Annotated in this window: 27 protein-coding genes; 14 read left to right on the top strand and 13 right to left on the bottom strand. The window is 69.7% G+C overall.

The window, feature by feature from the left end; translation table 11 throughout:
* Nucleotides 1-37 precede the first annotated feature (37 nt).
* Nucleotides 38-1,285, top strand: a complete 1,248-nt coding sequence (locus FKR81_RS22750) for an MFS transporter (RefSeq protein WP_146354145.1) — start codon at nt 38-40, stop codon at nt 1,283-1,285.
* A 9-nt stretch (nt 1,286-1,294) separates the two neighbouring features.
* Here FKR81_RS22750 and FKR81_RS22745 read toward each other — a convergent pair whose 3' ends face one another.
* Entirely contained in the window at nt 1,295-2,596 is a 1,302-nt protein-coding gene (locus FKR81_RS22745) for an esterase/lipase family protein (RefSeq protein ID WP_146354144.1), read from the bottom strand.
* Between the two features lie 124 nt (nt 2,597-2,720).
* Between FKR81_RS22745 and FKR81_RS22740 the strand changes: the two genes are divergently transcribed.
* The gene (locus FKR81_RS22740) at nt 2,721-3,485 is read left to right on the top strand and encodes an ABC transporter permease (RefSeq protein ID WP_146354143.1); all 765 of its coding nucleotides are present in this window, start codon (nt 2,721-2,723) and stop codon (nt 3,483-3,485) included.
* 113 nt (nt 3,486-3,598) lie between these two features.
* On the opposite strand, the gene FKR81_RS22735 is transcribed toward FKR81_RS22740, so the two are convergent.
* Nucleotides 3,599-4,222 carry a superoxide dismutase gene (locus FKR81_RS22735; RefSeq protein WP_146354142.1) on the bottom strand — a complete coding sequence of 208 codons (624 nt, stop codon included), beginning with the start codon at nt 4,220-4,222 and terminating at the stop codon, nt 3,599-3,601.
* A 92-nt stretch (nt 4,223-4,314) separates the two neighbouring features.
* On the opposite strand from FKR81_RS22735, the gene FKR81_RS22730 reads away from it, so the two are divergent.
* The 3 genes from FKR81_RS22730 to FKR81_RS22720 are packed head-to-tail and all read left to right on the top strand — an operon-like array spanning nt 4,315 to nt 7,614.
* Nucleotides 4,315-5,928, top strand: a complete 1,614-nt coding sequence (locus tag FKR81_RS22730) for an ABC-F family ATP-binding cassette domain-containing protein (RefSeq protein ID WP_146354141.1) — start codon at nt 4,315-4,317, stop codon at nt 5,926-5,928.
* A 23-nt stretch (nt 5,929-5,951) separates the two neighbouring features.
* Complete coding sequence (locus FKR81_RS22725) at nt 5,952-6,362, top strand: hypothetical protein (protein WP_146354140.1); 411 nt, start codon at nt 5,952-5,954, stop codon at nt 6,360-6,362.
* A gap of 28 nt (nt 6,363-6,390) precedes the next feature.
* The gene (locus FKR81_RS22720; RefSeq protein ID WP_146354139.1) at nt 6,391-7,614 is read left to right on the top strand and encodes a penicillin-binding transpeptidase domain-containing protein; all 1,224 of its coding nucleotides are present in this window, start codon (nt 6,391-6,393) and stop codon (nt 7,612-7,614) included.
* On the opposite strand, the gene FKR81_RS22715 is transcribed toward FKR81_RS22720, so the two are convergent.
* Nucleotides 7,611-9,107, bottom strand: coding sequence for a glutamate--cysteine ligase family protein (locus tag FKR81_RS22715; RefSeq protein WP_146354138.1), 1,497 nt, complete (start codon nt 9,105-9,107; stop codon nt 7,611-7,613). The genes FKR81_RS22720 and FKR81_RS22715 overlap by 4 nt on opposite strands.
* Nucleotides 9,108-9,318: 211 nt before the next feature.
* On the opposite strand from FKR81_RS22715, the gene FKR81_RS22710 reads away from it, so the two are divergent.
* Together FKR81_RS22710 and FKR81_RS22705 are read left to right on the top strand one after the other, a co-directional pair.
* On the top strand, nt 9,319-10,110 hold the full coding sequence (locus tag FKR81_RS22710; protein ID WP_235921704.1) for a TrmH family RNA methyltransferase: 792 nt from the start codon (nt 9,319-9,321) through the stop codon (nt 10,108-10,110).
* Nucleotides 10,111-10,152: 42 nt separating this feature from the next.
* A complete protein-coding gene (locus FKR81_RS22705) occupies nt 10,153-10,767 on the top strand; it encodes a DUF2537 domain-containing protein (protein ID WP_146354136.1) in 615 nt (204 codons plus the stop codon).
* Nucleotides 10,768-10,926: 159 nt separating this feature from the next.
* On the opposite strand, the gene FKR81_RS22700 is transcribed toward FKR81_RS22705, so the two are convergent.
* Entirely contained in the window at nt 10,927-11,358 is a 432-nt protein-coding gene (locus FKR81_RS22700; protein ID WP_222598369.1) for a MarR family winged helix-turn-helix transcriptional regulator, read from the bottom strand.
* 86 nt (nt 11,359-11,444) lie between these two features.
* Here FKR81_RS22700 and FKR81_RS22695 point away from each other — a divergent pair, with 86 nt between their 5' ends.
* Nucleotides 11,445-11,864, top strand: coding sequence for an SgcJ/EcaC family oxidoreductase (locus tag FKR81_RS22695; protein ID WP_146354135.1), 420 nt, complete (start codon nt 11,445-11,447; stop codon nt 11,862-11,864).
* Nucleotides 11,865-11,973: 109 nt separating this feature from the next.
* Here FKR81_RS22695 and FKR81_RS22690 read toward each other — a convergent pair whose 3' ends face one another.
* Complete coding sequence (locus FKR81_RS22690) at nt 11,974-13,809, bottom strand: ABC transporter ATP-binding protein (RefSeq protein ID WP_146354134.1); 1,836 nt, start codon at nt 13,807-13,809, stop codon at nt 11,974-11,976.
* Nucleotides 13,806-15,578 (bottom strand): ABC transporter ATP-binding protein, encoded by a 1,773-nt coding sequence (locus tag FKR81_RS22685; RefSeq protein ID WP_146354133.1) that lies wholly within the window; start codon nt 15,576-15,578, stop codon nt 13,806-13,808. The genes FKR81_RS22690 and FKR81_RS22685 overlap by 4 nt, the downstream gene beginning before the upstream one ends.
* Before the next feature lie 121 nt (nt 15,579-15,699).
* On the opposite strand from FKR81_RS22685, the gene FKR81_RS22680 reads away from it, so the two are divergent.
* A complete protein-coding gene (locus tag FKR81_RS22680) occupies nt 15,700-15,924 on the top strand; it encodes a hypothetical protein (RefSeq protein ID WP_186763117.1) in 225 nt (74 codons plus the stop codon).
* A 419-nt stretch (nt 15,925-16,343) separates the two neighbouring features.
* Here FKR81_RS22680 and FKR81_RS22675 read toward each other — a convergent pair whose 3' ends face one another.
* From FKR81_RS22675 to FKR81_RS22650, 6 genes are all read right to left on the bottom strand, one after another.
* Nucleotides 16,344-16,772 (bottom strand): hypothetical protein, encoded by a 429-nt coding sequence (locus FKR81_RS22675; RefSeq protein WP_146354132.1) that lies wholly within the window; start codon nt 16,770-16,772, stop codon nt 16,344-16,346.
* Nucleotides 16,773-16,850: 78 nt separating this feature from the next.
* Nucleotides 16,851-17,240, bottom strand: coding sequence for a hypothetical protein (locus FKR81_RS43665; protein ID WP_186763116.1), 390 nt, complete (start codon nt 17,238-17,240; stop codon nt 16,851-16,853).
* 44 nt (nt 17,241-17,284) lie between these two features.
* On the bottom strand, nt 17,285-17,518 hold the full coding sequence (locus tag FKR81_RS22665; protein WP_146354130.1) for a hypothetical protein: 234 nt from the start codon (nt 17,516-17,518) through the stop codon (nt 17,285-17,287).
* A gap of 106 nt (nt 17,519-17,624) precedes the next feature.
* Complete coding sequence (sepH, locus tag FKR81_RS22660) at nt 17,625-18,560, bottom strand: septation protein SepH (protein WP_146354129.1); 936 nt, start codon at nt 18,558-18,560, stop codon at nt 17,625-17,627.
* A 101-nt stretch (nt 18,561-18,661) separates the two neighbouring features.
* On the bottom strand, nt 18,662-19,771 hold the full coding sequence (locus FKR81_RS22655; protein ID WP_146354128.1) for a sensor histidine kinase: 1,110 nt from the start codon (nt 19,769-19,771) through the stop codon (nt 18,662-18,664).
* Complete coding sequence (locus FKR81_RS22650) at nt 19,768-20,427, bottom strand: response regulator transcription factor (protein ID WP_146354127.1); 660 nt, start codon at nt 20,425-20,427, stop codon at nt 19,768-19,770. Before FKR81_RS22650 ends, FKR81_RS22655 begins: the two co-directional genes overlap by 4 nt.
* A gap of 88 nt (nt 20,428-20,515) precedes the next feature.
* On the opposite strand from FKR81_RS22650, the gene FKR81_RS22645 reads away from it, so the two are divergent.
* The 5 genes from FKR81_RS22645 (at nt 20,516) to FKR81_RS22625 (ending at nt 24,801) form a co-directional block, all read left to right on the top strand.
* Complete coding sequence (locus FKR81_RS22645; RefSeq protein ID WP_146354126.1) at nt 20,516-21,025, top strand: hypothetical protein; 510 nt, start codon at nt 20,516-20,518, stop codon at nt 21,023-21,025.
* The gene (locus FKR81_RS22640) at nt 21,018-22,058 is read left to right on the top strand and encodes a peptidoglycan-binding domain-containing protein (protein WP_146354125.1); all 1,041 of its coding nucleotides are present in this window, start codon (nt 21,018-21,020) and stop codon (nt 22,056-22,058) included. The genes FKR81_RS22645 and FKR81_RS22640 overlap by 8 nt, the downstream gene beginning before the upstream one ends.
* On the top strand, nt 22,055-22,705 hold the full coding sequence (locus tag FKR81_RS22635; RefSeq protein ID WP_146354124.1) for an ABC transporter ATP-binding protein: 651 nt from the start codon (nt 22,055-22,057) through the stop codon (nt 22,703-22,705). Before FKR81_RS22640 ends, FKR81_RS22635 begins: the two co-directional genes overlap by 4 nt.
* Nucleotides 22,706-22,740: 35 nt before the next feature.
* Nucleotides 22,741-23,850 (top strand): ABC transporter permease, encoded by a 1,110-nt coding sequence (locus FKR81_RS22630; RefSeq protein WP_146354265.1) that lies wholly within the window; start codon nt 22,741-22,743, stop codon nt 23,848-23,850.
* A gap of 66 nt (nt 23,851-23,916) precedes the next feature.
* A complete protein-coding gene (locus FKR81_RS22625; protein ID WP_146354123.1) occupies nt 23,917-24,801 on the top strand; it encodes a DUF2199 domain-containing protein in 885 nt (294 codons plus the stop codon).
* On the opposite strand, the gene serC is transcribed toward FKR81_RS22625, so the two are convergent.
* On the bottom strand, nt 24,794-25,924 hold the full coding sequence (gene serC / locus FKR81_RS22620) for a phosphoserine transaminase (protein WP_146354122.1): 1,131 nt from the start codon (nt 25,922-25,924) through the stop codon (nt 24,794-24,796). The two genes, FKR81_RS22625 and serC, sit on opposite strands and share 8 nt — an antisense overlap.
* Between the last annotated feature and the right edge of the window lie 42 nt (nt 25,925-25,966).

Raw genomic sequence — 25,966 nt, 5'->3', positions numbered from 1 at the left:
CGAATCTTCGGACACATCGCCATCCACGCGTACCGGCATGTTCCGTTCGTTAGCCGTGCGCAACTATCGTCTTTACGCATCAGGCCAGGTCATTTCCCTGATGGGCGTGTGGATGCAACGCATCGCACAGGACTGGCTGGTGCTCGAGCTGTCCAACGGCTCACCGGTCGCGCTCGGCATCGCCGCGTCGCTCCAGTTCTTGCCCGCGCTGGGCCTGTCCCTGTGGGCCGGTCTCCTGGCGGACCGCATGGACAAGCGGAAGTTGTTGCTGGGGCTGGAAACCGCGCTCGGCCTGTGCGCGCTGGTGCTCGGCCTGCTGGACGTCACGGGCGTCGTCGTCCTGTGGCAGGTGTACGTCCTCTGCTTCCTGCTCGGCGTGTTCGCCGCACTGGAAACCCCGGTGCGCCAGTCGTTCGTGGTCGAGATGGTCGGCCGCTCGCAGCTGACCAACGCGGTGGCCCTGAACTCGATGATGTTCAACCTGGCCCGCATGGTCGGCCCGGCGATCGCCGGTTTCACGATCGTCAGCGTCGGCACCGGCTGGGTGTTCCTGGCCAATGCGATCAGCTTCGTCGCCGTCGTGCTCGGCGTGTACCTGATGGACCCGGCGAAACTGCACCGCGCGGACCCGGTGCCGCGCGAGAAGGGCCAGCTGCTGTCCGGGCTGAGGTACGTGTGGCACCGCCCCGACCTGCTCACCGTGATGGTGCTGGTGTTCTTCATCGCCACGTTCGGCATGAACTTCTACATGACCCTCGCGATCATGGCCCGCAACGTGTTCCGCGGCGACGCCGACGCCTACGGCCTGCTGTCGACGCTGATCGCCGTCGGCACCCTCGCCGGCGCCACGTGGGCCGCGCGCCGCAAGAAACCCCGCCTCGCGGTGTTCATCGGCGCCGCCGTCGTGTTCGGCGTGCTGGAGATCGTCGCCGGCCTGATGCCCACGATGCTGTCGATGGGCCTCGCGCTCATCCCCGTCGGCATCGCCATGATGACCTTCAACACCACCGCCAACGCCACCATCCAGCTCGCCGTCGAACCTGCGATGCGCGGCCGGGTCATGGGGCTCTACATGCTCGTGTTCCTCGGCGGGAACCCCGTCGGCGGACCGTTGATGGGGTGGCTCGGCGAGCACGTCCACGGGCGGGCGCCGATCGTCATCGGTGGTGTCGTGTCCGTGCTCGTCGCCGTGGTCGCGTGGGTGATCCTCCTGCGGCGCGGGGACGTCCGGCTGCCGCGGCGGCTGTGGTTCCGCCCGCGCCGAGAGGTCGAAGAGCTCGTCTGAGTACGACCGCTAGGACCACGCGACGACGTTGCGGATCTGCAGGATCCCGTCTCCTCGTTCCTCGAGTCCCTCGTTGATCCTCGGCCCGAAGATGGCGTAGAAGGCCTCCGCGAGGCTGGAGAAGTCGAACTGGATTCGCATGGCGTGCCATTCGCCGTCCGCGTAGTGCGCCAACGGGATGAACGAGCGCTGTCGGAACGGCGACCTCGGGTTCCGGTGGTCGCCCTGGACGTTCGTGCCGACCTCGATCAGCCCGGCTCGCCCAGGACCGGTCTCCTGCATCGGGATCACCGCGAAGTACATGTGCCCGCGGGATCCGCCCGAGTCCGCGACGCGGTATTCGAACTCGATCGTGCCGGACGTCATCGGGAGCGACTTGTTCAGGCCGACCGACTCCTGAAGCTTCGACTGAATTGCGAGTACACCGCGGTCTCCGACTGGGAACTTCTCCGGACGCACACCTCGCTCTGCGGTGTAGGTCCAGGTCCGCCACGCGTCCGCGTCGCCGCGACTGTCGTACTTCACGGTGGTGGGTGGTGCGGGTTGCGCCTGGTCGAACTGTGTGGTCGTCGAGCTCGGCCGGCGGTCCTGCTCGCCTCGGTCCGGGTTCAGCACGGCCTGCAGGTTCCACTTCAGCGTGGTGTACGACCGGTGGCTGAGCGAGTCGGGTCTGATGATGGAGCTGTGGTCACCCGGTATCACGCCGACATCCCGGAACACGCTCTTGGCCGACGACGGGGTGACGATGTTGTCCGAGTCGCCGGCGTAGGCGAACATCCGGATCGGGCACGTGGTCTCGGTGATCTGCTTCGCGGAGATCACGGAGTGCACGATCGTTCGCTGCGTCGCGGTGATGGACTCGTTGATGGGACGGAGTTCCTGCTCCTGCGGGTGCTTCCAGAACCGCAGACCGCGCCGGATCGTCAGGCCGAGCTCCGAACCGGAGTTGGGGCACGCGAACATGACGATCCTGCGGATCTTCGCCAGCTCGTAGCCGCGCGAGTCGGCGAGCATCCTGGCGAGGAATCGTTGTGCGACGAGGCCGCCCTGGCTGTGCGATATCAGCGCGATGCTGTCGTACTGGGTGGTTTCCACCTCGAAGAAGACCGCCAGGCTGTCCGCGATGTCGTTGAAGTTGGGGATCCGGCGCACCGGGTTGAGTCGCATCACCGGCGATTGGTACGAGAAGTGCAGGACGGCCAACCCGCGCAGGTCAGGATCCTGTTCCAGCAGGCTGTCGACGGCGGACCAGGTCGCCGGGGAGGAGAACAGTCCGTGGATGAAGATCGCGGCGGTCCGGCTGTCGTTCATCCTGGTGTTCCCCCGGTGAGAGTTCAGCGAGTGCAGGGCCGAAGATCCTAGGGGCGTTCGCGCGAGCGTCACCAGAGCAGAAGGTCATCGCGCTCTCGGTGCGCGAGTGCGGTGAGATCACCTCATGGTCATCGCGACGGACTGGCCCCGGCTGGCGATCATCTGCGTCCTCTTCACCGCCGCGGCGGGAGGCGTCGCGTGGTGGGCGGCCCTGACGACGGCCAGGCCCTTCGTCAGGGCCGCCGCGAGAGCGGTGGTCCAGCTGGCCGTCGTGAGCGCGGTGATCACCGTCGTCCTCACCCGGCTCCCGCTGACCGCGGCGTTCCTGGTCCTCATGGCATCGGTGGCCACGGCGACGAGCGCGGCCCGCACCAAGACGGGCAAGAAGGGCATCTGGGTGGGGGCGGCCATCCTGGCGGGCACGGTCCCGGCCATGGCGGCACTGATGCTCAGTGGCCTCGTCCCGCTCGAGGGCATCGCGCTGATCCCGATCGGCGGCATCCTGATCGGCGGCGCCATGACCGCGACGACCCTGTCGACGCGACGGGCGCTGGACACGCTGAGCGACCGCTACGGCGAGTACGAGGCGGCGCTCGCGCTGGGGTTCACCGTGCCCGAAGCGACGCGGGAACTGATCCGCAAGCCGGCCGCGGAGGCGCTGCTCCCGGCGCTCGACCAGACGAGAACGGTGGGCCTCGTCACACTGCCGGGCGCGTTCGTGGGCATGTTGCTCGGCGGCGCGCCCGTCTGGCAGGCCGGAGCGTTGCAGCTCGTGGTGCTGTTGGGCCTGCTCGCGGTGGAAGTCGTGGCCGTGACCACGGTGATCGAACTCGTGGCGAGAGGCCGGGTGAGACGGGCTTCCCAACAAGGCGAGCTTAGGCTAACCTAAGTCACGTCGCTTCGTGGTGGGAGCGGCAGTCAGTTCGGGAACAGAAGAGGCCCCGCTCCTGGGCAGGAGCGGGGCCTCTTCGTATCCAGCAGCAGAGCTTGTCGGAGCATCCACTACTGAAGGTTGAGGCCGTTCCGGCCGGCGCGGGCCGCCTCGAAGCGGGCCGAGACGTCCGTCCAGTTGACGACGTTCCACAGCGCGTTGATGTAGTCCGCCTTGAGGTTGCGGTACTGCAGGTAGTACGCGTGCTCCCAGATGTCGAACGCGAGCAGCGGGGTCGTCGCGATCGACAGGTTCGAGTGGTGGTCCTTCAGCTGCTGCGTGATCAGCTTCTGGCCGATCGGCTCCCACGCGAGGACGCCCCAGCCGGAGCCCTGGATGGACGACGCGGCAGCGTTGAGCTGCGCGCGGAACTTGTCGAACGAACCGAAGTGCTCGTCGATCGCCGCGGCCAGCTCGCCGACCGGCTTGTCGCCGCCGTCCGGGCTCAGGTTCTTCCACCACACCTGGTGCAGCGCGTGACCCGCGAGGTGGAACGCGAGCGTCGTCTCCAGGCCGACGATCGAGCCGAACGCGGACTTGTCGCGCGCCTCGTCGATCTGCTCGAGGGTGTCGTTCGCGCCCTTCACGTACGCCGCGTGGTGCTTGCCGTGGTGCAGCTCGTTGATCTCGCCGATGATCGCCGGCTCCAGGTCGCCGTAGTCGTAGTCGAGATCCGGCAGCACGTACTGGGCCATTGCCAACTCCCCATGTTGCAACTTCTTCTTATTTGCAACCTACTGGCAATAAGCGAAGTAATCCAGTTGCCCCGGCACGTACCGTCGAAGGCGTGTCCGTGCTGACAGCTAGGAACCTGTCGCTGTCGTTCGGTCCGAGGACCGTGATCTCGGAGGTTGATCTCGATGTTTCGCCTGGTGACCGCGTCGGCCTGATCGCGCCGAACGGTGTCGGCAAGTCCACGTTGCTCAGGTTGCTCGCCGGTGAGCTGACGCCGGACGGTGGCACCGTCTCGCGCATGGGGACCGTCGCCTTCCTGACCCAGGAAACCCAGGTGCGGGCAGGGGAGTCGCTCCGCGACCACCTCGCGCGGCGCACCGGTGTCCAGGCGGCGGAGGAGTGGCTGCAGAAGGCCGCTGAGGCGCTCGGGACCGGTGGCGGCGACGACTTCTCCGCGGCGCTCGACCACTGGACCGCTGTCGGTGCCGGTGACTTCGCCGAACGCGCGGAGGTCGTGTGCCAGAAGCTCGGGCTGCCCGCCGACCTGCTCGACGGGCGGGCCGCGCACGAGCTGTCCGGCGGGCAGGCCGCGCGGCTGCGGCTCGCGTCGGTGCTGCTGGTCAAGGCGGACGTGCTGCTGCTCGACGAGCCGACGAACGACCTCGACGCGTCCGGGCTGGACCTGCTCGAGTCGCACGTGCGCGGGTCGAACGCGGCGATGGTGCTGGTCAGTCACGACCGGGAGTTCCTGGCCCGCGTCACGACCGCGATCGTCGAGCTCGACGAGTTCACGCACGGCGTCACCGTGTTCGGCGGCGGCTGGGACGCCTACGTGGCGGAGAAGGAGAACGCGCAACGCCGTGCGCACGACGAGTACGAGGCGTACGCGGCCAAGCGCGACTCGCTCGTGCAGCGCTCGCGCCAGACGCGCGAGTGGTCGCGGCAGGGCGTGACGCGCAACGCGAAGTCCGACGAGAGCGACAAGTTCATCAAGTTCTTCCGCAAGCAGGGCGCGGAGAACCTCAGCTCCAAGGCGTCCATTGTGGACCGCCAGCTGGACAGGCTGGACGAGGTGGAGCAACCGCGCGAGGCGTGGGAGCTCCGGCTCACCCTGCCGTCGGCCGGACGCGGCAGCTCGATCGCGTTCACGCTGCGGCGGGCCGTCGTGCACCGCGGCGACGTGACGCTCGGACCGGTCGACCTGACGATCGGCGCGGGGGAGCGGTGGCGCATCACCGGCCCGAACGGGTCGGGCAAGTCCACATTGCTCGGTGCGCTGCTCGGCAGGCTCCCGCTGCAGTCGGGCGAAGCGACGATCGGGCCCGGTGTGGTGGTCGGCGAGGTCGACCAGCTGCGCGCGGAGTTCGCGTCGGACGAGACGGTGCTGCGCATCGTCGCCGACGCGACCGGCATGCGGGACGTCGAGGTGCGCACGCTGCTCGCGAAGTTCCGGCTGGGCGCGGACGCCGTGCTGCGACCCGCGCGCGAGCTATCGCCGGGTGAACGAACTCGCGCCGGGCTGGCGTTGTTGCAAGCTCGTGGCACGACGTGTCTGGTCCTTGACGAACCGACCAACCACCTCGACCTGCCTGCCATCGAACAGCTCGAGCAGGCGCTGGCGACCTACGAGGGAACGTTGTTGCTGGTCACCCACGACCGGAGGCTCGCGGAGGCGGTGCGCGTCGATCACGAGATCGACGTGTGCGACCTGCTCACGTTTGACTGAGCTGAGGGTGGAAGATAGACGTCATGACCACCGAGGAGGACTGGCCGGTCGAACAGACCTGGTCGATGCGCAACACCCACTGGCACGCCTACGTGGAGCACACGTCGCTCGACCACGCCTCGCCCCGGCAGGTCCGCCTGGAGCGCACCCCCGAGGAGGTGCTCACCAGCCCGGCCGAGGTGGCCGCGTGGCTCGAAGTGAACCTGCGCAGTGCCACCAGGCCGGAGGAGGCCGGCAAGAAGCGCGTCAAGGACGAGCGCGACTTCACGGACTCCAACCGCGTGCACGCCTCGCTGGCGTCACGTGGTGAGTCGATCTACACGGGTGTGAAGGGCATGCTGACGCTGGCCGTCGAAGCCGTCACGCCGGACGAGTGCCGCATCTCGCACGACGGCGCGGACGTCGCACCGCTGAAGTCGGGGCGCAGGCGGTAGATTCGGCCCCACTTGGCTGGGGGGTCGAATGAAGAAGCTGCTCGGTGTCATCGGCGTGCTCGCACTCGTCATCGGACTGGCGGTGTGGCAGCGGTCCGACGACGCCCCGCCGCCCGCGGTCGTGCTGAAGGACGTCGTGCTGCAGTACGCGGACGGTTCCGAGCTCGAGCGCATCCCCGGCAGCACCGCGCACGCGCTGAGGCTGAGCCGGGTCGCCACGCAGGTGGTCGCCGAGCTGCCGCGCACCGGGATGACGCTCGACCAGCTGCGCTCGGGCGGCGCGACGATCCGGACGACGCTGGACCCCAAGGCGCACACCGTCGCCGCCACCACGGCCGACCTGACGACCAGGGGACAGCCGGAGACGCTGCGCACGTCGCTGACCGCGATCGACCCGGCTTCGGGTGCGGTGAAGGCGTACTGGCCGGGCAAGGCGTACAAGGAGGACTACGCGCGCGGCATCCTGCGACAAGCGGGCTCGACGTTCCTGCCGATCGACCTCGTGGCCGCGCTGCAGGCGGGCAAGACGCTCGACACGACCTACGACGGCCGCTCACCGCGCAAGATCGGCGGGCAGACCATTCGCGGCCCGCAGCAGTGCAGCGCGACGTGCACGTTGCGCGAGGCCCTGGCGAAGTCGAGCTACCCGGTGTTCTACGACCTGGTCGTCAACGACACCGGCACCAACGGCGTCAAGAAGGCAGCTCACCAGGCAGGAGTGCCGCAGAGCGTCGAGCTGGACGGCAAGAAGGTCGCGCTGCTCGTGGGCGAGGACGGCAGTACGCCCAACGGAGGGATCGCGCTCGGTGCCGACAACGCGGAGCTGCGGCCGTTCGACCTGGCCGCGGCGTACGCGACGCTCGCGTCCGGTGGCGTGCGGAACGAGCCGTTCTTCATCGAGAAGATCACCGGCGCCGACGGTGCGCTGCTCCACCAGGCCGTGGCCAAGCCGGTCTCCGCGTTCCACGACGACCACGTCAAGAGCGGCGACATCGCCGCGCAGATCACCGGTGCGCTGCAGGCGAACCCGATCTGCGATGGCAAGGCGTGCCAGCCCGGCGCGTACGAGTCGCCGGGCAGCGCCGACCAGAACTCGACCGCGTGGATGGTCGGCTACACACCGACTCTGGCCGTCTCCGTGTTCGTCGGCTCCGATGACGAGCACACGGCGTTGAAGGACGCGGCCGGTGCGCCGATCGACGGCACCGGCCTGCCCGCCACCATCTGGAAGGGTTTCCTCGCCGGGCTCTAACCGACCGGCCAGCTGTGCACCGGCTCGCCGGCGTGCATCAACTCCATGTACCGCATCAGCATCCCGGCCAGCGCGGACTCCCGGTCGGCGCCACGCCTCTCCAGCAGCGCCACGGTCGCGCGCTGCCACGAGGAACCCGTGCGCCGCGCGAGGCAGCGCTGCTCGATCACGCCGAGGTAGCGCTCGCGCACCTCGTCCGACACACCGCAGTCGCGCAGGCCGTCGTGCGCCATCGGCAGGAGCTTGCGCAGCACCAGTTCGTCCGCGGGGATCCAGCCGATCCCCGGCCAGTACAGCTGGGCCGCCATGCCGTGCCGCGCACCGGTGTACAGGTTCTCCTCGGCCGCCTGGAACGACATCTGCGTCCACAGTGGACGTTCCTGGGACGCCAGCGCCCGCTGTGCGCCGTAGAAGAACGCCGCGTTGGCCAGCGTGTCGATGACGGTCGGACCGGCGGGCAGCACGCGGTTCTCGATGCGCAGGTGCGGCACGCCGTCGACCACGTCGTAGACCGGGCGGTTCCACCGCCAGATCGTGCCGTTGTGCAGCCGCAGCTCGGTGAGGTTCGGTGTACCGCCGCCGCTGAGGACGCCGACCGGGTCCTCCTCGTCGGTCTCCGGCAGCAGTGCGGAGAAGTACCGCGCGTTCTCCTCGAAGAGGTCGAAGATCGACGTGATCCAGCGTTCACCGAACCACACCCTCGGCCGGACGCCCTGGTTCTTCAGCTCGTCCGGGCGGGTGTCCGTCGACTGCAGGAACAACGGGATGCGCGTCTCGTGCCACAACGCCTTGCCCAGCAGGAAAGCCGAGTTCGCCGCGATCGCCACCTGCACGCCGGCCAGGCACTGCGCCGCGTTCCAGTGCGCGGCGAAGTCCTGCGGCTCGACCTGCAGGTGCAGCTGCACGGACGTGCACGCCGCCTCCGGCAGGATCGACTCCGCGTAGCTCAGCAGCTTCTCCGGGCCGTGGCCCGGCATCGGCGACCCTTCCATGTTCAGCACCATCTCCTCGCCGCGCGCGGCGAAGATCTGGTCGTTGAGCAGGCTGTAGCGCGGGCTCTGCGAGAGCCACTTCTTGTCGAAGTGCTGATCCCGCAACGTCGGCAGCACGCCGATCATCACGAGGTTCGCACCCGCGTCGTTCGCCTTGGTGTCCGCGGCGTTCAACGAGGTGCGCAGTTCCTCCTCCAGTCCGATGACCTCGTCCCCGTCCAGCGCGCGTGGCGGCACGTTCAGCTCGATGTTCTGCTGACCGAGCTCCAGCGTGTACGACGGGTCGTTGATCTTCTCGAGCACTTCGGCGTTGGCCATCGCCGGCCGCATCACGTCATCGACGAGGTTCAGCTCGATTTCCAGCCCCATCTGACGGCGGGGAAAGGAAAAAGTGTCCTCTGCCAGCATGGTCGCCAGTGCGTCCAGGCACCTCTGCACCTTGGAGCGGTAACGCTGGCGATCCTCCCTGGTGAACGTGCGGCTGGATACTTCGCTTCCCATGCCGCTACCCCTTCGGTCGGCGCCGGTAGGCGCGGGCCAGGCGGAAGTTCAAACGTGACACAGCGGTAACTTCGTTTCCATCGTCCATATCGGTGCTCTCAGTCACATGCGAGTAACAGCCCGCGATCATGTGCTGGTGGGCGCCTCGCTGTTCCGCCCTCTGGACTACCCGACCGTGTTTCCACGTCAGGCGGGGTGCGAAACTTCCGCGGTGGCGGAAGTGACCGAGATCAACGACCCGGCGGATCCGCGCCTCGACGACTTCCGGGACCTGTCGACCGCGGACCGTCGTCCTGACCGGCCGGGAGGTCGCGGGCTCGTCATCGCCGAGGGCGTCGTCGTGGTCGAACGACTGCTCGCCTCGCCCTATCCCGTGCGTGGTCTGCTGGGTGTGCGCCGCCGCATCGAGGCTCTTGACCTCGAAGAACTCGACGCGCCCGCTTATGTTACTTCCGCCGAGGTGATGGCGGAGGTGGTCGGATTCCACCTCAACCGGGGCGTGCTCGCGGCCGCGGACAAGTGCGCTCAGCCCTCGCTCGAGGACCTCGCGTCGAGCGCCCGCAGGCTCGCCGTGCTGGAGGGTGTCGGCGACCACGAGAACCTGGGATCGTTGTTCCGCAACGCCGCTGCGCTGGGCATCGACGGCGTCGTGCTCGGCCCCGGTTGCAGCGACCCGCTGTACCGGCGCAGCGTGCGCGTGTCGATGGGCCACGTGCTGCGTGTGCCGTTCGCTAGCACGGATGACTGGCCCGCAGGGCTGAACGTGTTGCGACAAAAGGGTTTTATCGTTGCTGCTCTCACACCGCGCGCGTCGGCCGCCGGACTGGCCGACGCGGGTCTGCGCGGTGAGCGGGTCGCGGTGCTGCTGGGCTCGGAGGGACCTGGCCTCACCGAGGAGGCCATCGAGGCGGCGGACCTCGCGGTGCGCATCCCGATGGCGGACGGCGTGGACTCGCTGAACGTCGCGACCGCTGCCGCGATCGCGTTCTACGCACTCGTCTGAGTCCGATACGTTTGGCTGCGGAGAAGACCGTAGGGAGGCTTCGTGGAGTTGCGCGTACGGGACGGCCGCGCCGTGCTCGCCGGTCAGGACGACACGGGTGAGCGCGAGGTCGACCCGCACAGCCTGCCGCTCGGCGCCGAACTAGCCGACGCCCTGCACCAGTGGGCCCAGGTCGCGGACGCCGTCGTCCGCACCGAGACGCCGGCGGACGGCGTGGCCACCGCGCTCGTCACGAGACGCGGCCGCCAGCTGGCGGGCCGCATCGCCGCCGCCATGGGCTCGCCCGTCGCGTACGTGGACCCGGTCACCGGCGAGCTGGTCACCGTGGAGGCACCCAGCCCGTCCGGCGCACCCGGTGATCCGGTCGCGGTCGAGCCGGTCGCCGCCGTCGAGGCGCCGGAGCCGACGCCGTGGGCCACCGGGCTCACGGTCTCGATCATCACCGCCGCGATCGTCACGGTGACCGTGGTGTCGCTGTCGCTCGGTCTCGGTGAGACGTCGCAGTGGCTCGCGCTGATCGCGAACGTGCTGGTGGTCGGTGGTCTCGCGCCGTCGGTGTGGCTGGGGCGGAAGACGCCCGTGTGGCGGTGGGTCGCCTACGGCGTGGTCACCGGCGTCGGCGTCGCCTGGTTCGTCCTGATCCTCACCCTGCTCTAGTGCGGTGACCACAATCCTCGCCGGCAATTCCGCGCCCAGGAGGCCGGCTCGCGGCACCTCCCCCACGCCCCCGTACTACCAGTACGAGGACGTGGGGGCGGCACCACGATCCGGCCGCCTGGACACGAAATGGCACGGCAAGGGTTAGCGGCCACCGCACTAGCCGGGCCGGAAGGCGTCCGTGGCGCGGGCGAAGTAGTCGAACAGCGTGTCGAGCTGCTCCGGCGAGTAGCTCTGGAGCACCTCGGCGACCTTGCGGCGTGCGGGTGCCAGCGCCTCGTCGAGCTCGGCGGGGGTGCCGACCTGCTCGACGATCACCTTCCTGCGGTCGCCCGGATCCGGGACCCTGCGCACGTAGCCGGCCTGTTCCAGGCGGTCGATCAGACGCGTGGTCGGACCGGTGGTCAGCCCGGTGCGGGCGGACAGCTCGCCCGGCGTCATCGGCCCGGTCGCACCGAGAACGTTCAACGCGTACAGGTCGGTCGCCCCCAGCCCGCACGCGCGCGCGGCCGCGAGCCCGTTGAGCATCACCGCGCCCAGGTACCGCCGGTAGACCTCGGTCGCGTCGTCCGGCATCCCCGTCGTTGACATGCGCCTGCCCTCTTCCTAATCTCTTCCTCAGAGAAGATAAATCTCTGAGGAAGTAACTTCCTCTACGAAGCTACCAGGGGGCTGCTGTGGGCACCATCGAGGACCTGTTCGACCGCCACCGCGACGCGTGGAACCGCGGCGACGGCGCCGCGTACGGCGCGACCTTCGCCGCCGACGCGACCTACGTGTCGTGGCTCGGCACGCTCTACCGGGGCGGCGAGGAGATCGGGCGCTCGCACCAGGCGCTGTTCGAGAGCTACCTCAAGGGCACCCGGATGACCGTGGAGGTGCTGGACGTCCGGCACTACGGGCCTGATGCCGCGGTCGTCACCACGCGCGGCGACGTGGGGCGGAAGGCGCCGGGCAGGCTGTCCAAGGTGCAGACCTACACGGTCGTGCGGCAGGACGGGGAGTGGCGGATCGCCGCGTTCCAGAACACCAAGCGCGCACGCCTGCGTGAGGCGGTGTCGTTCAAGCTCCAGCCGGAAACGGGCCCGAGGACATGACAGCCCACGACCGACTTCCCGGCGACCGAGCCGCCGTCTGCGGAGCAGCGGCAATCGAGCACAGCGGGGTTCGTGCCCCATCCCCAAGGGCACGAACCACCACTCCCTCCTACGCGAGCGAGTCGCGCCAGGCTGTGTGCAGAGCAGCGAACTGGCCGCTCTCGCCGATCAGCTCCTCCGGTGAGCCGTCCTCCACGACGATGCCGCCGTCCAGCACCAGCACGCGGTCGGCGATCAGGACCGTGGACAACCGGTGGGCGATGATGAACGCCGTCCGGTCGGCCAGCACGGTCTCCAGCGCCGACTGCACCGCACGCTCGGTCGGCACGTCCAGGCTGGACGTGGCCTCGTCGAGCACCAGCACCGCCGGATCGGCGAGGAACGCGCGGGCGAACGCGACCATCTGCCGCTGGCCCGCGGACAGTCGGCCGCCGCGCTTGCGCACGTCGGTGTCGTAGCCGTCCGGCAGCGCGGCGATGAACTCGTGCGCGCCGACGGACGCGGCCGCTGCCTCGATCTCGGCGCGCGTGGCGTCCGGGCGGCCGAGGCCGATGTTGTCCGCGACCGAGCCGGAGAACAGGAAGTTCTCCTGCGTCACCATCACGACCGCGCGCCGCAGGTCCGCGTCCGTCACCGCACGCAGGTCGGTGTCGTCCAGCCGGACTGAACCGGACGTCGGGTCGTAGAACCGGGCGACCAGCTTCGCCAGTGTCGTCTTGCCGGCACCGGTCGCGCCGACCAGCGCCACGGTCTGACCCGCGGGCACGTGCAGCGAGAACTGCGGCAGCACGACCCGCGTCGACGCGGTGTAGCGGAACTCGACGTCCGAGAACCGCACATCACCCCGCGAGTGGCCGAGCGGAACCGGTGAGGCGGGCTCGGGCACCGACGGCTTCTCCTCCAGCAGGCCGGAGATCTTCTCCAGCGCCGCCGTCGCCGACGAGTACGAGTTCGCGAACATCGCCAGCTCGTCGAACGGGTCGTAGAACCGCATCACGTAGAGCATGAACGCGGCCAGCACACCCAGTTCGAGCGTGCCGTTCGCGACCCGCCAGCCACCCCACGCGAGCACGATCGCGAGCGACACGTTGCCGATCGTGCGGATGGTCGCGATGAACACGGCCATCACCGACAGGGCGTCGGTGTTCGCGTCGCGGAACGACGAGTTGAAGCCCGTCATGATCTTCTCGTTGCGGTCCTCGCGGCGGTACGCGAACACCGCGCGGATGCCGTTCATGGTCTCCACGAACTGCACGATGATCTTCGCGATCGCGCCTCGGGTGCCGCGGTAGGCGAGCATCGAGCGGCGGCGGAACCAGCGCCAGATGAAGTACACCGGCAGGAAGCCCGCGACCACGACCATCGCCAGCGGCCAGTCCAGCCACAGCAGCACGACGGTGATGCCGATCAACGACAAGCCCGCGTAGAACAGGCTGTCCAGGCCTTCCTCGACGAGGTCCTGCAGCGCGTCGACGTCGGACGTCAGCCGCGCGATGACCTTGCCGGACGTGTACTTCTCGTGGAAGCCGACGGACAGCGTCTGCGCGTGGCGGAAGATCCGCTGCCGCAGGTCGAGCAGCACGTCCTGGCCGATCCGCCCGCACAGCCGCAGGAACGCGTACCGGGTGGACGTGGTCAGCACGGCGCACGCCAGGTACCCGGCGACGCACCACAGCATCGGGACGTAGTCGCCCCTGCGCGCCGCCGGGATGGCGCTGTCGATCGTCGCCGCGATCAGCAGCGGGAACGCCAGGTAGCCCAGGTTCGTGGTGATCACGGACGCCAGCGCGACCGACGCTTTGCGCGCGTGCGGGCGCAGCAGCGAGCCGAGCAGCTTGCGCGACCGCGCCTGCAGCTTCACGCCGGTGGCGTGGTCGAGCTCCTCGATCTCCTCGGACGCGACGCCGCGCCACGCCTCTTCTTCGGTGTCAACGGGTGTGGTCACGACGCCACCTCCTCCTCGATCAACTCTTCATCCATTGTGGACAGAAGCCTGCGGTACTCGTCGTTGGTGTGCAGCAGGTGCCGGTGCGTGCCGACCGCCGCGATCCGGCCGTCGACCAGCATCGCGACCCGGTCGGCGAGCTGCACCGTGCTCGGCCGGTGCGCGACGACCAGCGCCGTCACGCCGTGCAGGACGCGCCGCAGCGCGGCCTCCACCTCGGCCTCGGTGTGCACGTCCAGCGCCGAGAGCGGGTCGTCCAGCACCAGCACCGACGGCCTGCCGACGACCGCGCGCGCCAGCGCGAGCCGCTGCCGCTGACCACCGGACAGGGACATGCCCTGCTCGCCGATCCGCGTGTCGAGTCCCCACGGCAGCGCCTCGGTGAACTCCTCCGCCTTCGCGACCCGCAGTGCTTCGCGCACCCGGTCCTCGCCGACGTCCGGAGCACCCAGCGCGACGTTCTCCGTCACGCTCGCCGAGAACAGCACCGGCTCCTCGAACGCGGTGCCGACCACCCGGCGCAGCTCGGCCAGGTCCAGGTCGCGCACGTCGACACCGTCGATCGTCACGCGGCCGCCGGTCACGTCCGCGAGCCTCGGCACCAGCGCGGTGAGCGTCGTCTTGCCGGACCCGGTCGCGCCGACCAGCGCCACCGTCTCGCCCGGCCGGACGTCCAGGTCGACGCCGGCGAGCACGTCCTTGCCGTCGCCGAACGAGAAGTGCACGTCTTCGAACCGCACGTGCCCGGTCACCTGCTCCGGCAACGACTTCGGCTCGGCGGGCGACGTGATCGTCACCGGTGCGTCGATCACCTCGACGTACCGCTCGACCGCGGACGCCGTCTGGTTCGTCTCCGCGAGCAACCAGCCGATCGAGTCGACCGGCCAGCGCAGGTAGGCGGTCACCGTCACCGAGGCGACCAGCGTGCCGATGGTCATCGTGCCGTTCGCGATGCCGATCGTGCCGACCGCGAGCTGCCCGGCGATGCTCACCTCGGGCAGCGCGATCAGCACCGCCCACAGCGCGGCCAGGATGCGGACCTTCGCCAGCTCCGTGCTCCGCAGCTCGCGCGCCTGGGCGGCGAACTTCTTCGCCAGCTCCGGTCCGCGGCCGAACGCCTTGAGCACCCGGATGCCGAGCACCGACTCCTCGACCGTCGTGGTCAGGTCGCCGGCCTGGTCCTGCGCCCTGCGCGCCACGACCTTGAACTTCGCCTCGAACAGGTACGAGATCACCATCAGCGGCGCCGCGCAGCAGAGCGCGACCAGGAACAGGTGGAACGACAGCGTCGCGATGATCGACATGCCGATCAGCACGACCAGCGTGTTCACCACGATGAAGACCACGCCGAACGCGACCCACCTGCGCACGGTCACCAGGTCGTTCGTCGCGCGGGACAGCAGCTGGCCCGACTGCCAGCGGTCGTGGAACGAGACCGGCAGCCGCTGCAGGTGCCCGTACAGGTCCCCGCGCATCCGCGCCTCGACCTCGGCCGCGGGGCGGGCGACGACCCTGCGCCGCACGTAGAACAGCATCGCCTCGCCGATGCCCAACGCGGTCATGCCCGCGATCAGCAGCGGCAGCTGGTCGGTCGCGTGGTTCGTGATCGGTCCGTCGATGATCCGCTGCACGACCAGTGGAATCGTGATGCCGCACAGCATCGCGCCCATCGTCGCCGCGAACACGACAGCGAGCCGCGCACGGGCGGGCCGGACGTACGGCCACAACCTGCGCAGCGTTCTGAGTGTCGAGTTGCCTTGCTCGCTCACGCCGAGATCCCCTCTGGTCCTCACGACAGTACGAAGGACCACCGACAGTCGGCATCCGGTTTTCCGCCCCGACGAGCGTCCCGGCTCGACTTAGGTGGAGGTCAAGCGCACTATGAGGCACATGACAACGCGCTATCTGCGCAGCGAGGAGACCATGGCTTTTCCGCACGGCAGGCTGCTCGCGGCGACCGACGGGCACATGTTCGTGCTGGCGCCGGACGGGTGGGATCTGCTCGGCGGGACACGTCCGCGGCGGGCCTCGAGCCTGTCCCGCGAGGAGGCGGAGGACTGGTGCGAGCGCGAGGGGTGGGACCTGAACCTGCTGGACGCGCTACCCGCCGACTGAGTCCTTCGGGGCGGGTTGTCCACAGCCGGTGAGTTGTCCACAGGCTGCCTGCTGACGGCCCGGATCTGTCGGTGTCGAGTGGGAGAATGAAATCAGGGGACCCCCTGGCGAGGACCCCTGCGTGAGCGTGGTGTCGGGAGCGCGGCGTCGCGGGGCGGACGCGCTACTTGCCGATTGCGCGACGGATGCGCGACTGGGCTGCGGACGCGCGACCTGCTGACTGCGGGGCGGATGCGTGACGTGCCGGCTGCGCGGCGGACGCGCGACTTGTCGACTGCGGGGCGGACGCGTGACCTGCCGACTGCGGGGCCGACACGCGACCTGCCGACTGCGGGGCCGACACGCGACCTGCCGGCTGGGCAGGACGCCCGACATGCCCGACTACGCGGCGCACGCGCCCTGAGCGCGGTGTCGGGTGACTACCGGCCCGCCGACGGCCGGAACGTGATCAGCCCGACGACCCCGTAAGCGACGGCGGCCAGCGCGGCCTCGGCGTGGTGGCGGTTCGCGAACCACTGCAGCAGCGGCTCGTGCACCTTGAGGTACAGACCGAGCCCGAGCAGCACCGGGCCGAGCAGGATGATCGGCCACACCGGGCGCACCCCGAAGAGCCGCAGCAGCGGGCCGGCCAGCAGGAGCGACAGCACCAGCGCCATCGGCAGGCCGACCAGCACGAGGATCAGGAACTGCGACAGCGACGTGCTGTCGAGCCACGACTTCAGCCAGCCCGAGTCGTAGGCCCACGTCCAGCCGAGCACGAGCCCGGCGCCGACGACCATCGACATCAGGACGCGCATCAGCAGCCTGCGGCCGGTCCGGCCCGCGCTGACTGGAGTCTTCTCGGTCACGCGGGTCACCGTAACCACGTGCGGGCGGCCGGGGCTACACCGAACGAGTGGCAGGGTCCGAAGAGGACAGCGAATGCGTCAACTCGGAGTCCCTCGATTGATCAACGGTTCAGCCGCGAGCGCGGCCACGGCGTACGCGATCGCCCCCAGCGTGCCCAGCGCGATCACCGGGTCCGCGGAGAGCTTCAGGTCCACGGCGTTCACGAGGAACCCGATCACGAACACGAACACCGGGCCCAGCCCGGCGATCAGCCACGTCGGCCGCACCTGCGCCGCGGCCAGCACCAGCCATGCCAGCGCGGTCCACACCATCACCAGCACCGGTATCGCGAGGAACGCCACGCCGAGGCACTCCAGGCCTCCCGACCGGCACATCGCGTCGACCCCGTGCTGCAACGCGGGTGTGTAAGTCGCGCCGGCCACTCCGCCGACGACACCACTGATCAGAAAACGTCCCCAAACCCCCATGCGGAAATGATCGCCGAGCACCGAGGGAAAAATCTTGAGTAGGACTACCCGAAGATCGCGGCGAGCGCGTAGGTCGCGGCGAACACGAGCGGCGCCAGCACCGGCATGCCGGGCACGAGGATCAGCGCCAGCACCCCGATGACCGTGCCGAACAGGGCCACCAGCCACGGCATCCGCACGGAGAACGACCGCAGCGCGAACGACCCGAGCGCCCAGGCCACCACGGCGAAGATCGGGACCGAAACGACCGCGACACCGAGGCAGCCGAAGTTGTCCATGGAACAGACAACTCCGGCTGCGATCAGTTCGAACAGCCCCCACCAGGCAAGGCCCAGCAGGGCGCCGATTCCGGCTGCCAGGGAGAGTCGACGACCCACCACAGCGTCACCTGTTCGAGCGGACGCCCAGTAAAACGTCTTCCCACGAAGGCACGATGGGGTGGTTCTTCTTCCCTCGCTTCGGTGCTTCCTTGCGGACCGGCTTCTCCGCCGCGGGCTCCGCCTGCGGCTTCGGCTGAGCCGGAGCCTTCGGCTGTGGCTTCGGAGCGGGCTCCGGCTCCACGACCGCCTCGGGCTCGGGCTCGGGCAGCGCCTCCTGCACCGGCTCCGGTGCGGGTGGCGGCGCCGCGGGTGCCGGTGCGGGAGCAGCCGGTGCCGGAACGGGCGCGGCCTGCTGCTGAGCCTCCAGAGCCTGCCGCGCCAGCTGCGTCACCGGGCGCACCGTCCGCAGGGTGCGGTTCGGCTGCGGGTCCATCAGGTCGACGGCCGAGTCGTCCAGCGCGGTCACGGTGCCGCCCTGCGCACCGGGGTGGAACGCCCAGTGCGCACGGTTGTCCGACCGACCGGCCTGCCAGTGCAGCTGCACGACCCAACGGCCGTCCTCACCGCGCCACGAGTCCCACGAGACGTCCGTGTACTCCTGGCCGCGCAGACCGAACGAGTGCGCGACGACCTCGCCCAGCGTCTGCACGTCCGGGCCGTCCTCGCGGACCGGGTGCGCGCGCTGCGCGAGCTCGGCCGTGCGGGACCGCTCCAGCAGAACGGGGTAGGCGTAGCGCTCGACGCGGTGCGCGGGCAGACCGGAGGCAGCCGACACCTGCTGGATCGACTCACCGGCGCGAATGCGGGCCTGGATCTCCCGCGGCCGCATCTGGGCCTCGACCTCGATCTCGATCTGGCCGAGCCGGGTCAGGTCACCGCGCGCCGCGGCACGCAGGCGCTCGTCCGCGGGGAGCTCATAACGCTCGCCGCGGTTCTCGGGGTCCTCGAGGATGACGGACTTGCCGTCCTCGCTGAGCCCGATGACTCGCAGCGCACGCATCATGGCCTCCCTGAAATTGCACCTCGCCAGCGGATCACGTTAGGACAACGAGCCCCGTTCATGTGGGAGACTCGCCGATATCGCAACGTGATCTTGCCAGTTCACAGGGGCTGTCGCACCTGTGTTTCCCCGAGGTTCACCTCGACGACGAGACCACCTCCCCCGTTCGGACGCGCGCGGACCACACCCTGGTGCGCGCGAACCACCGAACGGACTATCGACAACCCGAGCCCCGAACCGGTCGTGCTGCCGGTGCGGTCGGCGCGCAACCTGCGGAACGGTTCGAACAGTCCGGGCACCGCGTCGGCGGGCACGACCGGCCCGGAGTTGGTCACCGTGAGGCTGCCGTCGACCCGCACGTCCACGTGGCCGCCGGGCGCGTTGTGCAGGATCGCGTTGCGCAGCAGGTTGCCGACGAGCTGCGCGAGCAGCACCGGATCGCCCTCGACGACCCACCGGCGCACGACGCTCTTGACCTCCACGTCGCGCTCGGCCGCGAGGTAGGCGCACGACTCGATCTCGTCGGTGACGATCTGGTCGAGCCGCACCGGTGACCGGGTGGCGAGGCCGCGGTCGCTGCGGGCGAGCTGCAGCAGCCCGTCGATGAGCCGTTCGCTGCGCTCGTTCGCGTCGAGCAGGTGCCTGCCGAGCCGCTCCAGCTCCGGTGTCGACTCGGGACCGCTCATCGAGACCTCGATGAGCGTGCGCTGCACCGCGAGCGGGGTGCGCAGCTCGTGCGACGCGTTCGCGACGAAGCGCTTCTGACTGTCGAACGCGCCCGCGAGCCGGTCGAGCATGCCGTCGAACGTGTCCGCGAGCTCCTTCAGCTCGTCGTCCGGGCCGTCCAGGCCGATCCGCTGGTCGAGGCGCTCGGCCTCCAGCCGGTGCGCGGTCGCGGTGATCGACTGCAGCGGTTCGAGCACCCGGCCTGCCACGACCCAGCCGAGCCACACGGCCAGCACGGCCGCCGCGACCAGCGCGACCACGGACCAGAGGAGCAGCGTGCCCAGCACGTCCGACCGGTACTCCTCGATCAGGAACACGCGGTCCTGCACGAGCCCCGGTGTCGCGGGCTCGGCCGCCGCGACGGCGAAACCCGCCGCGTCGGGCAGTGCCGCGACGGTCAGGAAGTAGTTGATCGCGATGAGCGCCGCGCCCGCGATCAGGAACACCCCGCCGTACCAGGCCGTCAGCCTGGTGCGCAGGTTCACGGGCCGAACCGGTAGCCGGCGCCGGGCACGGTCTCGATCACCTGCGGCTGGCCGAGCTTGCGCCGCAGCGTCATCACCGCCACCCGCACCGCGTTGGTGAACGGGTCGGCGTGCTCGTCCCACGCCTTCTCCAGCAGATCCTCGGCGCTGACGACCGATCCCTCCGCGCGCATGAGCACCTCCAGCACGGCGAACTCCTTGGGGGACAAGGGAAGGAACCGTCCGTCGCGGGACGCCTGGTGGCGCGGCAGGTCGAGCACGACGCCCGCGCACCGCAGCACCGGCGGCAGCGCGGGACGCACTCGCCTGGCCAGCGCCTGCACCCGCGCGACCAGCTCGGCGAACGCGAACGGCTTGGTGAGGTAGTCGTCCGCGCCCAGCCCGAGCCCGGCGACCCGGTCTTCGATCTCGCCTGCCGCGGTGAGCATCAGCACCCGCGTCGCCTGTCCGGCGCCGACCACGGCCTTGCACACGTCGTCGCCGTGCACCAGCGGCAGGTCGCGGTCCAGCACCACGACGTCGTAGTCGTGCACGCCGACGCGTTCCAGCGCCGCGTCACCGTCGTAGCAGACGTCCACCGCCATCGAGAACCGGCGCAGCCCCTCGGCGATCGTGTCCGCCAGCAGCTGCTCGTCCTCGACCACCAGCACGCGCATGCCGACAGTGTCCACGTATCGGGCATAAGCACCGGATAAAGCGATGCGCTTAGCGTCCCCAGATCACCCCGTCCGTAGACCTTCAGCCATGAAACCGACCATCGCGGTGCTCGTGCTGCTGCTGGCCGTTGGCTGCGGTAGCGCGCCGAAGGACAAGGTCGCCTCGGTATCCGGCGACGGCAAGACCACTTCCGAACAGCCGAAGAGCGACGGCGACGGGAAGTTCGACGAGAAGAAGATGCTCGAGTTCACGAAGTGCATGCGGGACAACGGCGTCGACATGCCCGACCCGGAGACGGACAAGGGCGGCGTCGCGATGCGCGTCGAGGAGGACAACGCCGAGCAGATGCAGAAGGCGACCGAGGCGTGCAAGCAGTTCCTGCCCAACGGCGGTGAGATGCGCAAGCCGTCGCCCGAGGAGATGGACAAGATCCGCGAGCAGACGAAGTGCATGCGGGAGAAGGGCTACGACATGCCGGACCCGGACTCGGACGAGCCCGGTGCGCTGGCGCTGCCGTTCGACGCCTCCGAGAAGACGGACAAGGACATGAAGGACTGCGGCTTCAAGATGGACGGCAAGGTGACGGTCGGTGGCTGATCGCACGCGCTGGCTGCTCGCCGGCCTCGTCACCGTTCTCGTCATCGGCACCGGGTCGGTCGTGGTGGTGACGCGGGTCGCCGCCGACCGGGCGAACGCCGAACCACCCAAGGCCGAGCCGGTGAAGACCGCTCCGGTGACGCGCACCGACCTCGCCGACACGCAGACCGTGTCCGGCACGCTCGCCTACGGCGCCGAACGCCCGCTCGCCGGGCGCAAGCAGGGCACGATCACCGGTCTGCCCGCGCAGGGCGCCGTCGTCGACCGCGGCAAGCCGCTCTGCTGGGTGGACGCCAAGCCGGTTCCGCTGTTCTACGGGCAGACGCCGCTGTACCGGGACATCTCCGTCGGCGTCACGAACGGGCCGGACGTGAAGGTCGTCGAGGAGAACCTGCGCGACCTCGGGTTCACCGGGTTCGGCGAACCGGACGAGAAGTACACGTCCGCCACCGCGACCGCGCTGCGCAAGTGGCAGAAGGCGAACGGGCTGGAGCAGAACGGCGTGCTCGGCATGGCCGACGTCGTCGTGCAGCCGGCTGCCGTGCGGGTCGCGTCGCTCGCCGCGCAGATCGGCGGCCCGGCTGGCGGTGAGCTGATGAAGGTCACCGGCACCGACCGCGCGGTGACCGTCGAGCTCGACGTCTCGAAGCTCCGCTCGAAGCAGGGCGAGAAGGTCGAGCTGGACATCGCGGGCGGCAAGCGCACGACCGGCACCATCACGTCGATCACCAAGACCACCAGCTCCGAGCCGGGCGCGAAGCCGAAGGCCGTCCTGACGATCTCCGTCGACGACGCCGCGGCCGCCGAGGGGATCGACTCCGCGTCCACCTCCGTGGTGTTCACGGTGGGCAAGCGGCAGGGGGTGCTCGCCGTTCCGGTGGGTGCGCTGCTCGCGCTGGCCGAGGGCGGTTACGCGGTGGAGACCGAGGATCGCAAGCTGATCCCGGTCAAGACCGGCCTGTTCGCCAAGGGCTTCGTCGAGGTCACCGGCGACGGGCTGCGCGAGGGCGTGAAGGTGGTGACGACGTCGTGATCGCGGTCGACCGGGCGAGCCGGACCTATCCCGGCGGTGTGGAGGCGTTGCGCGAGGTCTCGCTGACCGTCGGGGACGGTGAGATGGTCTCGATCGTCGGGCCCTCCGGCTCGGGGAAGTCGACGCTGCTGCACCTGATGGGGACGCTCGACCGGCCGACCACCGGCCGCGTCGAGGTGGCCGGTCAGGACGTGGCCACGTTGTCCGACCAGGGTTTGTCGGCTCTGCGGGCGCAGGAGATCGGGTTCGTCTTCCAGCAGTTCTTCCTCACCGACGGGCTGTCGGCCGTGGAGAACGTCGCGTCCGGGCTCGTGTACGCGGGTGTGCCTCGGGTGAAACGCCGTTCGCTCGCGATGTCCGCTTTGGACAGAGTGGGTCTGTTGCACCGCGCGTTGCACAAGCCGCACGAGCTGTCCGGCGGTGAACGCCAGCGCGTCGCGATCGCGCGCGCCGTGGTGAACCGGCCGGGCATCGTGCTCGCCGACGAGCCGACGGGGAACCTCGACACGGCGACGGGCTCCGGCGTGCTGGAGCTGCTGGCGGAGCTGAACTCCGACGGCACCACGGTCGTGATCATCACCCACGACCGGGACGTGGCGGCGTGGACGTCGCGCAAGATCGAGGTGCGCGACGGGGTGATCGTGTGAGCTTCCTCGACCTGGTGCGCCTCGGGTTCTTCGGGATGCGCACCCGACCGTTGCGCGCGGTGCTGTCCGCGCTGGGGATCGCGATCGGCATCGCGGCCGTGGTCGCGGTGATCGGGATCCCCGCGTCGAGCGCGCAGTCGTTGCGGGACAAGATGTCCAAGCTCGGCACGAACCTGCTGATGGCCGAGCCGGGCCAGACGTTCTTCGGTGACAACGCCTCCCTGCCGGACACCGCGGTGCCGATGGCGCGCCGGATCGGGCCGGTCACGGGCGCGTCGGCGACCGGCGCCGTGTCCGCGAAGGTGCGCCGGTCGGACGTCGTGCCGACCAGCGACACGCTCGGGTTGTCCGTGCAGGCCGCGCACCCGGACCTGCTGGACGTGCTGCGCGGCAAGGTGCGCACCGGCAAGTTCGTGTCCGACGGCAAGACGGTCGTGCTCGGGTCGACGGCGGCGTCGCGGCTCGGCGTCGAACGGCTGGGCGTGCAGGTGTGGATCGACGGCCAGTGGTTCACCGTCGTCGGCATCCTGGAGCCGATGCCGCTGTCACCGGAGGTCGAGCGGTCCGTGCTGGTGTCGTGGGACACCGCGCGCGAGGCGTTCGGCTTCGACGGCCACCCGTCGACCGTGTACGTGCGCACCGACGAGGACGCTGTCGAGGACGTGCGCGGTGTGCTCGGTGCGACGCTGAACCCGGCCAACACCAACGAGGTTCGCGTGTCGCGGCCGTCGGAGGCGCTGGAGGCGGCGCGCATCGCGGAGAGCTCCTACAGCGGCCTGTTCCTCGGTCTCGGCGCGGTGGCGCTGCTGGTCGGCGGCGTCGGCGTCGCGAACACGATGGTGATCTCGGTGCTGGAGCGGCGCAGGGAGATCGGACTGCGGCGGGCGCTCGGGGCGACCCGCAGGCAGGTGCGAGGGCAGTTCCTGGCGGAGTCGGTGCTGCTGTCCGGGCTCGGGGGCCTGGTCGGCGTGCTGGCCGGGATCGCCGTCACCGCCGGGTACTCGGTGTCGCAGCGGTGGCCCGCCGTGATCCCGCTGCCAGCCCTGCTGGGCGGAGTGGGCGCGGCGATGCTCGTCGGGATGGTCGCAGGGGTCTATCCCGCCGTGCGCGCGGCCAGGCTGTCGCCCACGGAAGCCCTCGCGTAGAAGGGATGAGGGGATCTTTCCTCGACGTGATCTTGAGGTGAGATCCCCTCATCTACCGTGTGCGGAGTGACTTCACCTGTGAGATGCGCGTGCTGCGGTGCGGAACTGGCCGATCCCCAGCGCATCGACGTGCGGTTCGGGCTCCCGGACGCCGCGCTCTCGCTGCCGGAGGACGAGGTGCTCCACGTCAACGGCGGGCTGCTCGCGGTCAAGGACCGGGGCTCGTTCGCGCGGTGCCTGCTGCCGGTGTCGCTGAGCGGTGACTTCGAGCTGGTGCTCGGCACCTGGATGAAGATCTCCGACGCCGACCTGGAGCGCACGGCCGCCGTGTGGGAGGAACCGGAGTACGCGGAACTGGTGCTGGGCGGCACGCTCGCGAACGACATCAGGCCGTGGGGCATGCTCGGGGCCGAGCTGACCGCCGAGGTCCGCGACACCGAGGACATCCCGTACGCGGCGTCGTCCACCGACGGGCTGCTCGACCGCGTGCTGCACGGCGTCTGGGACCGCGACGACGTGCTGAGCTGCTTCGGCCACGAGCTCCCGGTCGCCGTCCGGACCTCGCTCACCGAGGAGTGGAGCGTCGAGCGGTCGGCGGGTCTCATGGGCCAGGTCGTCGACGGCCGCTCGGAGTTCGCCGCCGAGGACCGCGCCGTCTACACCGAGGTGCTCATCGACAACGGCACGCGCACACCGGAGGAGTTCCTGGAGTCGATGCTCGACGGCGCGCCCGAGGTGCCGCCCGAGCACAGGACGACCTTCCGCGCGGACGACGGCATGCTGCGGCACGCGTTCTGGCACGCCGTCGAGGTGGACGACGAGGAGCGGCAGCAGTTCTACGGCTTCGTCGTCCGGCCGGGCAGCGCGGTGGTCGTCGGGTGCATGTACGGCGACCCCGCGCTGCACGGCTGGGCGATGCACGTGCTGCGTTCGGTGAACTACGTCAGCTGATCTGCTCGACGACCCACTCGATCGCCTGGGTCAGGATCGTGACGTCGTCCGGCTCGATGGCCGGGAACATCGCGACGCGCAGCTGGTTGCGGCCGAGCTTGCGGTACGGCTCAGTGTCCACGATCCCGTTGGCGCGCAACACCTTCGCGACAACAGCGGCGTCCACCTCGTCGGTGAAGTTGATCGTGCCGACGACCTGCGAGCGGTGCGCCGGGTCCGCGACGTACGGCGTCGTGTACGCGGTCTTCTCGGCCCACGAGTAGAGCCGGTCCGAGGAGTCCTTGGTGCGCGCGACGGCCCAGTCGAGCCCGCCGTTGCCGTTGATCCAGTCGATCTGGTGCCCCAGCAGGAACAGCGTCGACACCGCGGGGGTGTTGTACGTCTGGTCCTTCGTGGAGTTGTCCAGCGCGGTCGGCAGGGACAGGAACTCGGGGACCCAGCGGCCCTTGATCTCCTCGATGCGCTCCAGCGCCTTCGGCGACATCAGCGCGATCCACAGACCGCCGTCCGACGCGAACGACTTCTGCGGCGCGAAGTAGTAGACGTCGAAGTCCTCGGCGTCGACCGGCAGACCACCCGCGCCGGACGTGGCGTCGACGGCGATCAGCGCGTCACCCGAGCCCTCGGGGCGCAGCACCGGCATCGAGACACCGGTGGACGTCTCGTTGTGCGCCCAGCCGACCAGGTCGGCGCCCTCGGCGTAGAACAGCTCGGGCGCGGTGCCCGGCTCGGCCTTGGTGATCAGCGAGTCCTTGAGGAACGGCGCCTCGTTCGTCACCTTCGCGAACTTCGACGAGAACTCGCCGTTCGTGAAGTGCTGGGCCTGCTCGCGGACCAGTCCGAACGCGGCCGCGTCCCAGAACGCCGTGGTGCCGCCGTTGCCGAGCACGACCTCGTAGCCCTCGGGCAGCGAGAACAGCTCGCGCAGGCCGGAGCGCACCTGGCCGACCAGGTTCTTCACCGGCTTCTGGCGGTGCGACGTGCCGAGCAGCGCGGCACCCTCGGCCGCCAGCGCCGCGACGGCCTCCGGCCGCACCTTGGACGGGCCGCAGCCGAAGCGGCCGTCGGACGGCTTGAGCTCGGCGGGGAGGACCAGCGTGGTCGGGTCGGCGGTCTGGGTCATGTTCGACGCCTCCGGGCGGGGTACAGGGAACTGCCTGACCGG

Source organism: Lentzea tibetensis (assembly GCF_007845675.1).
Taxonomy (GTDB): Bacteria; Actinomycetota; Actinomycetes; order Mycobacteriales; family Pseudonocardiaceae; genus Lentzea; species Lentzea tibetensis.
This window is presented reverse-complemented; position numbering and strand designations above follow the sequence as displayed.

Coding starts and splice junctions, on each gene's coding strand:
- FKR81_RS22750 (WP_146354145.1), top strand. CDS start 38: ATGTTCCGTTCGTTAGCCGTGCGCAACTATCGTCTTTACGCATCAGGC.
- FKR81_RS22745 (WP_146354144.1), bottom strand. CDS start 2,596: ATGAACGACAGCCGGACCGCCGCGATCTTCATCCACGGACTGTTCTCC.
- FKR81_RS22740 (WP_146354143.1), top strand. CDS start 2,721: ATGGTCATCGCGACGGACTGGCCCCGGCTGGCGATCATCTGCGTCCTC.
- FKR81_RS22735 (WP_146354142.1), bottom strand. CDS start 4,222: ATGGCCCAGTACGTGCTGCCGGATCTCGACTACGACTACGGCGACCTG.
- FKR81_RS22725 (WP_146354140.1), top strand. CDS start 5,952: ATGACCACCGAGGAGGACTGGCCGGTCGAACAGACCTGGTCGATGCGC.
- FKR81_RS22720 (WP_146354139.1), top strand. CDS start 6,391: ATGAAGAAGCTGCTCGGTGTCATCGGCGTGCTCGCACTCGTCATCGGA.
- FKR81_RS22715 (WP_146354138.1), bottom strand. CDS start 9,107: ATGGGAAGCGAAGTATCCAGCCGCACGTTCACCAGGGAGGATCGCCAG.
- FKR81_RS22700 (WP_222598369.1), bottom strand. CDS start 11,358: ATGTCAACGACGGGGATGCCGGACGACGCGACCGAGGTCTACCGGCGG.
- FKR81_RS22680 (WP_186763117.1), top strand. CDS start 15,700: ATGACAACGCGCTATCTGCGCAGCGAGGAGACCATGGCTTTTCCGCAC.
- FKR81_RS43665 (WP_186763116.1), bottom strand. CDS start 17,240: ATGGGGGTTTGGGGACGTTTTCTGATCAGTGGTGTCGTCGGCGGAGTG.
- FKR81_RS22665 (WP_146354130.1), bottom strand. CDS start 17,518: ATGGACAACTTCGGCTGCCTCGGTGTCGCGGTCGTTTCGGTCCCGATC.
- sepH (WP_146354129.1), bottom strand. CDS start 18,560: ATGCGTGCGCTGCGAGTCATCGGGCTCAGCGAGGACGGCAAGTCCGTC.
- FKR81_RS22650 (WP_146354127.1), bottom strand. CDS start 20,427: ATGCGCGTGCTGGTGGTCGAGGACGAGCAGCTGCTGGCGGACACGATC.
- FKR81_RS22645 (WP_146354126.1), top strand. CDS start 20,516: ATGAAACCGACCATCGCGGTGCTCGTGCTGCTGCTGGCCGTTGGCTGC.
- FKR81_RS22630 (WP_146354265.1), top strand. CDS start 22,741: ATGCGCACCCGACCGTTGCGCGCGGTGCTGTCCGCGCTGGGGATCGCG.
- serC (WP_146354122.1), bottom strand. CDS start 25,924: ATGACCCAGACCGCCGACCCGACCACGCTGGTCCTCCCCGCCGAGCTC.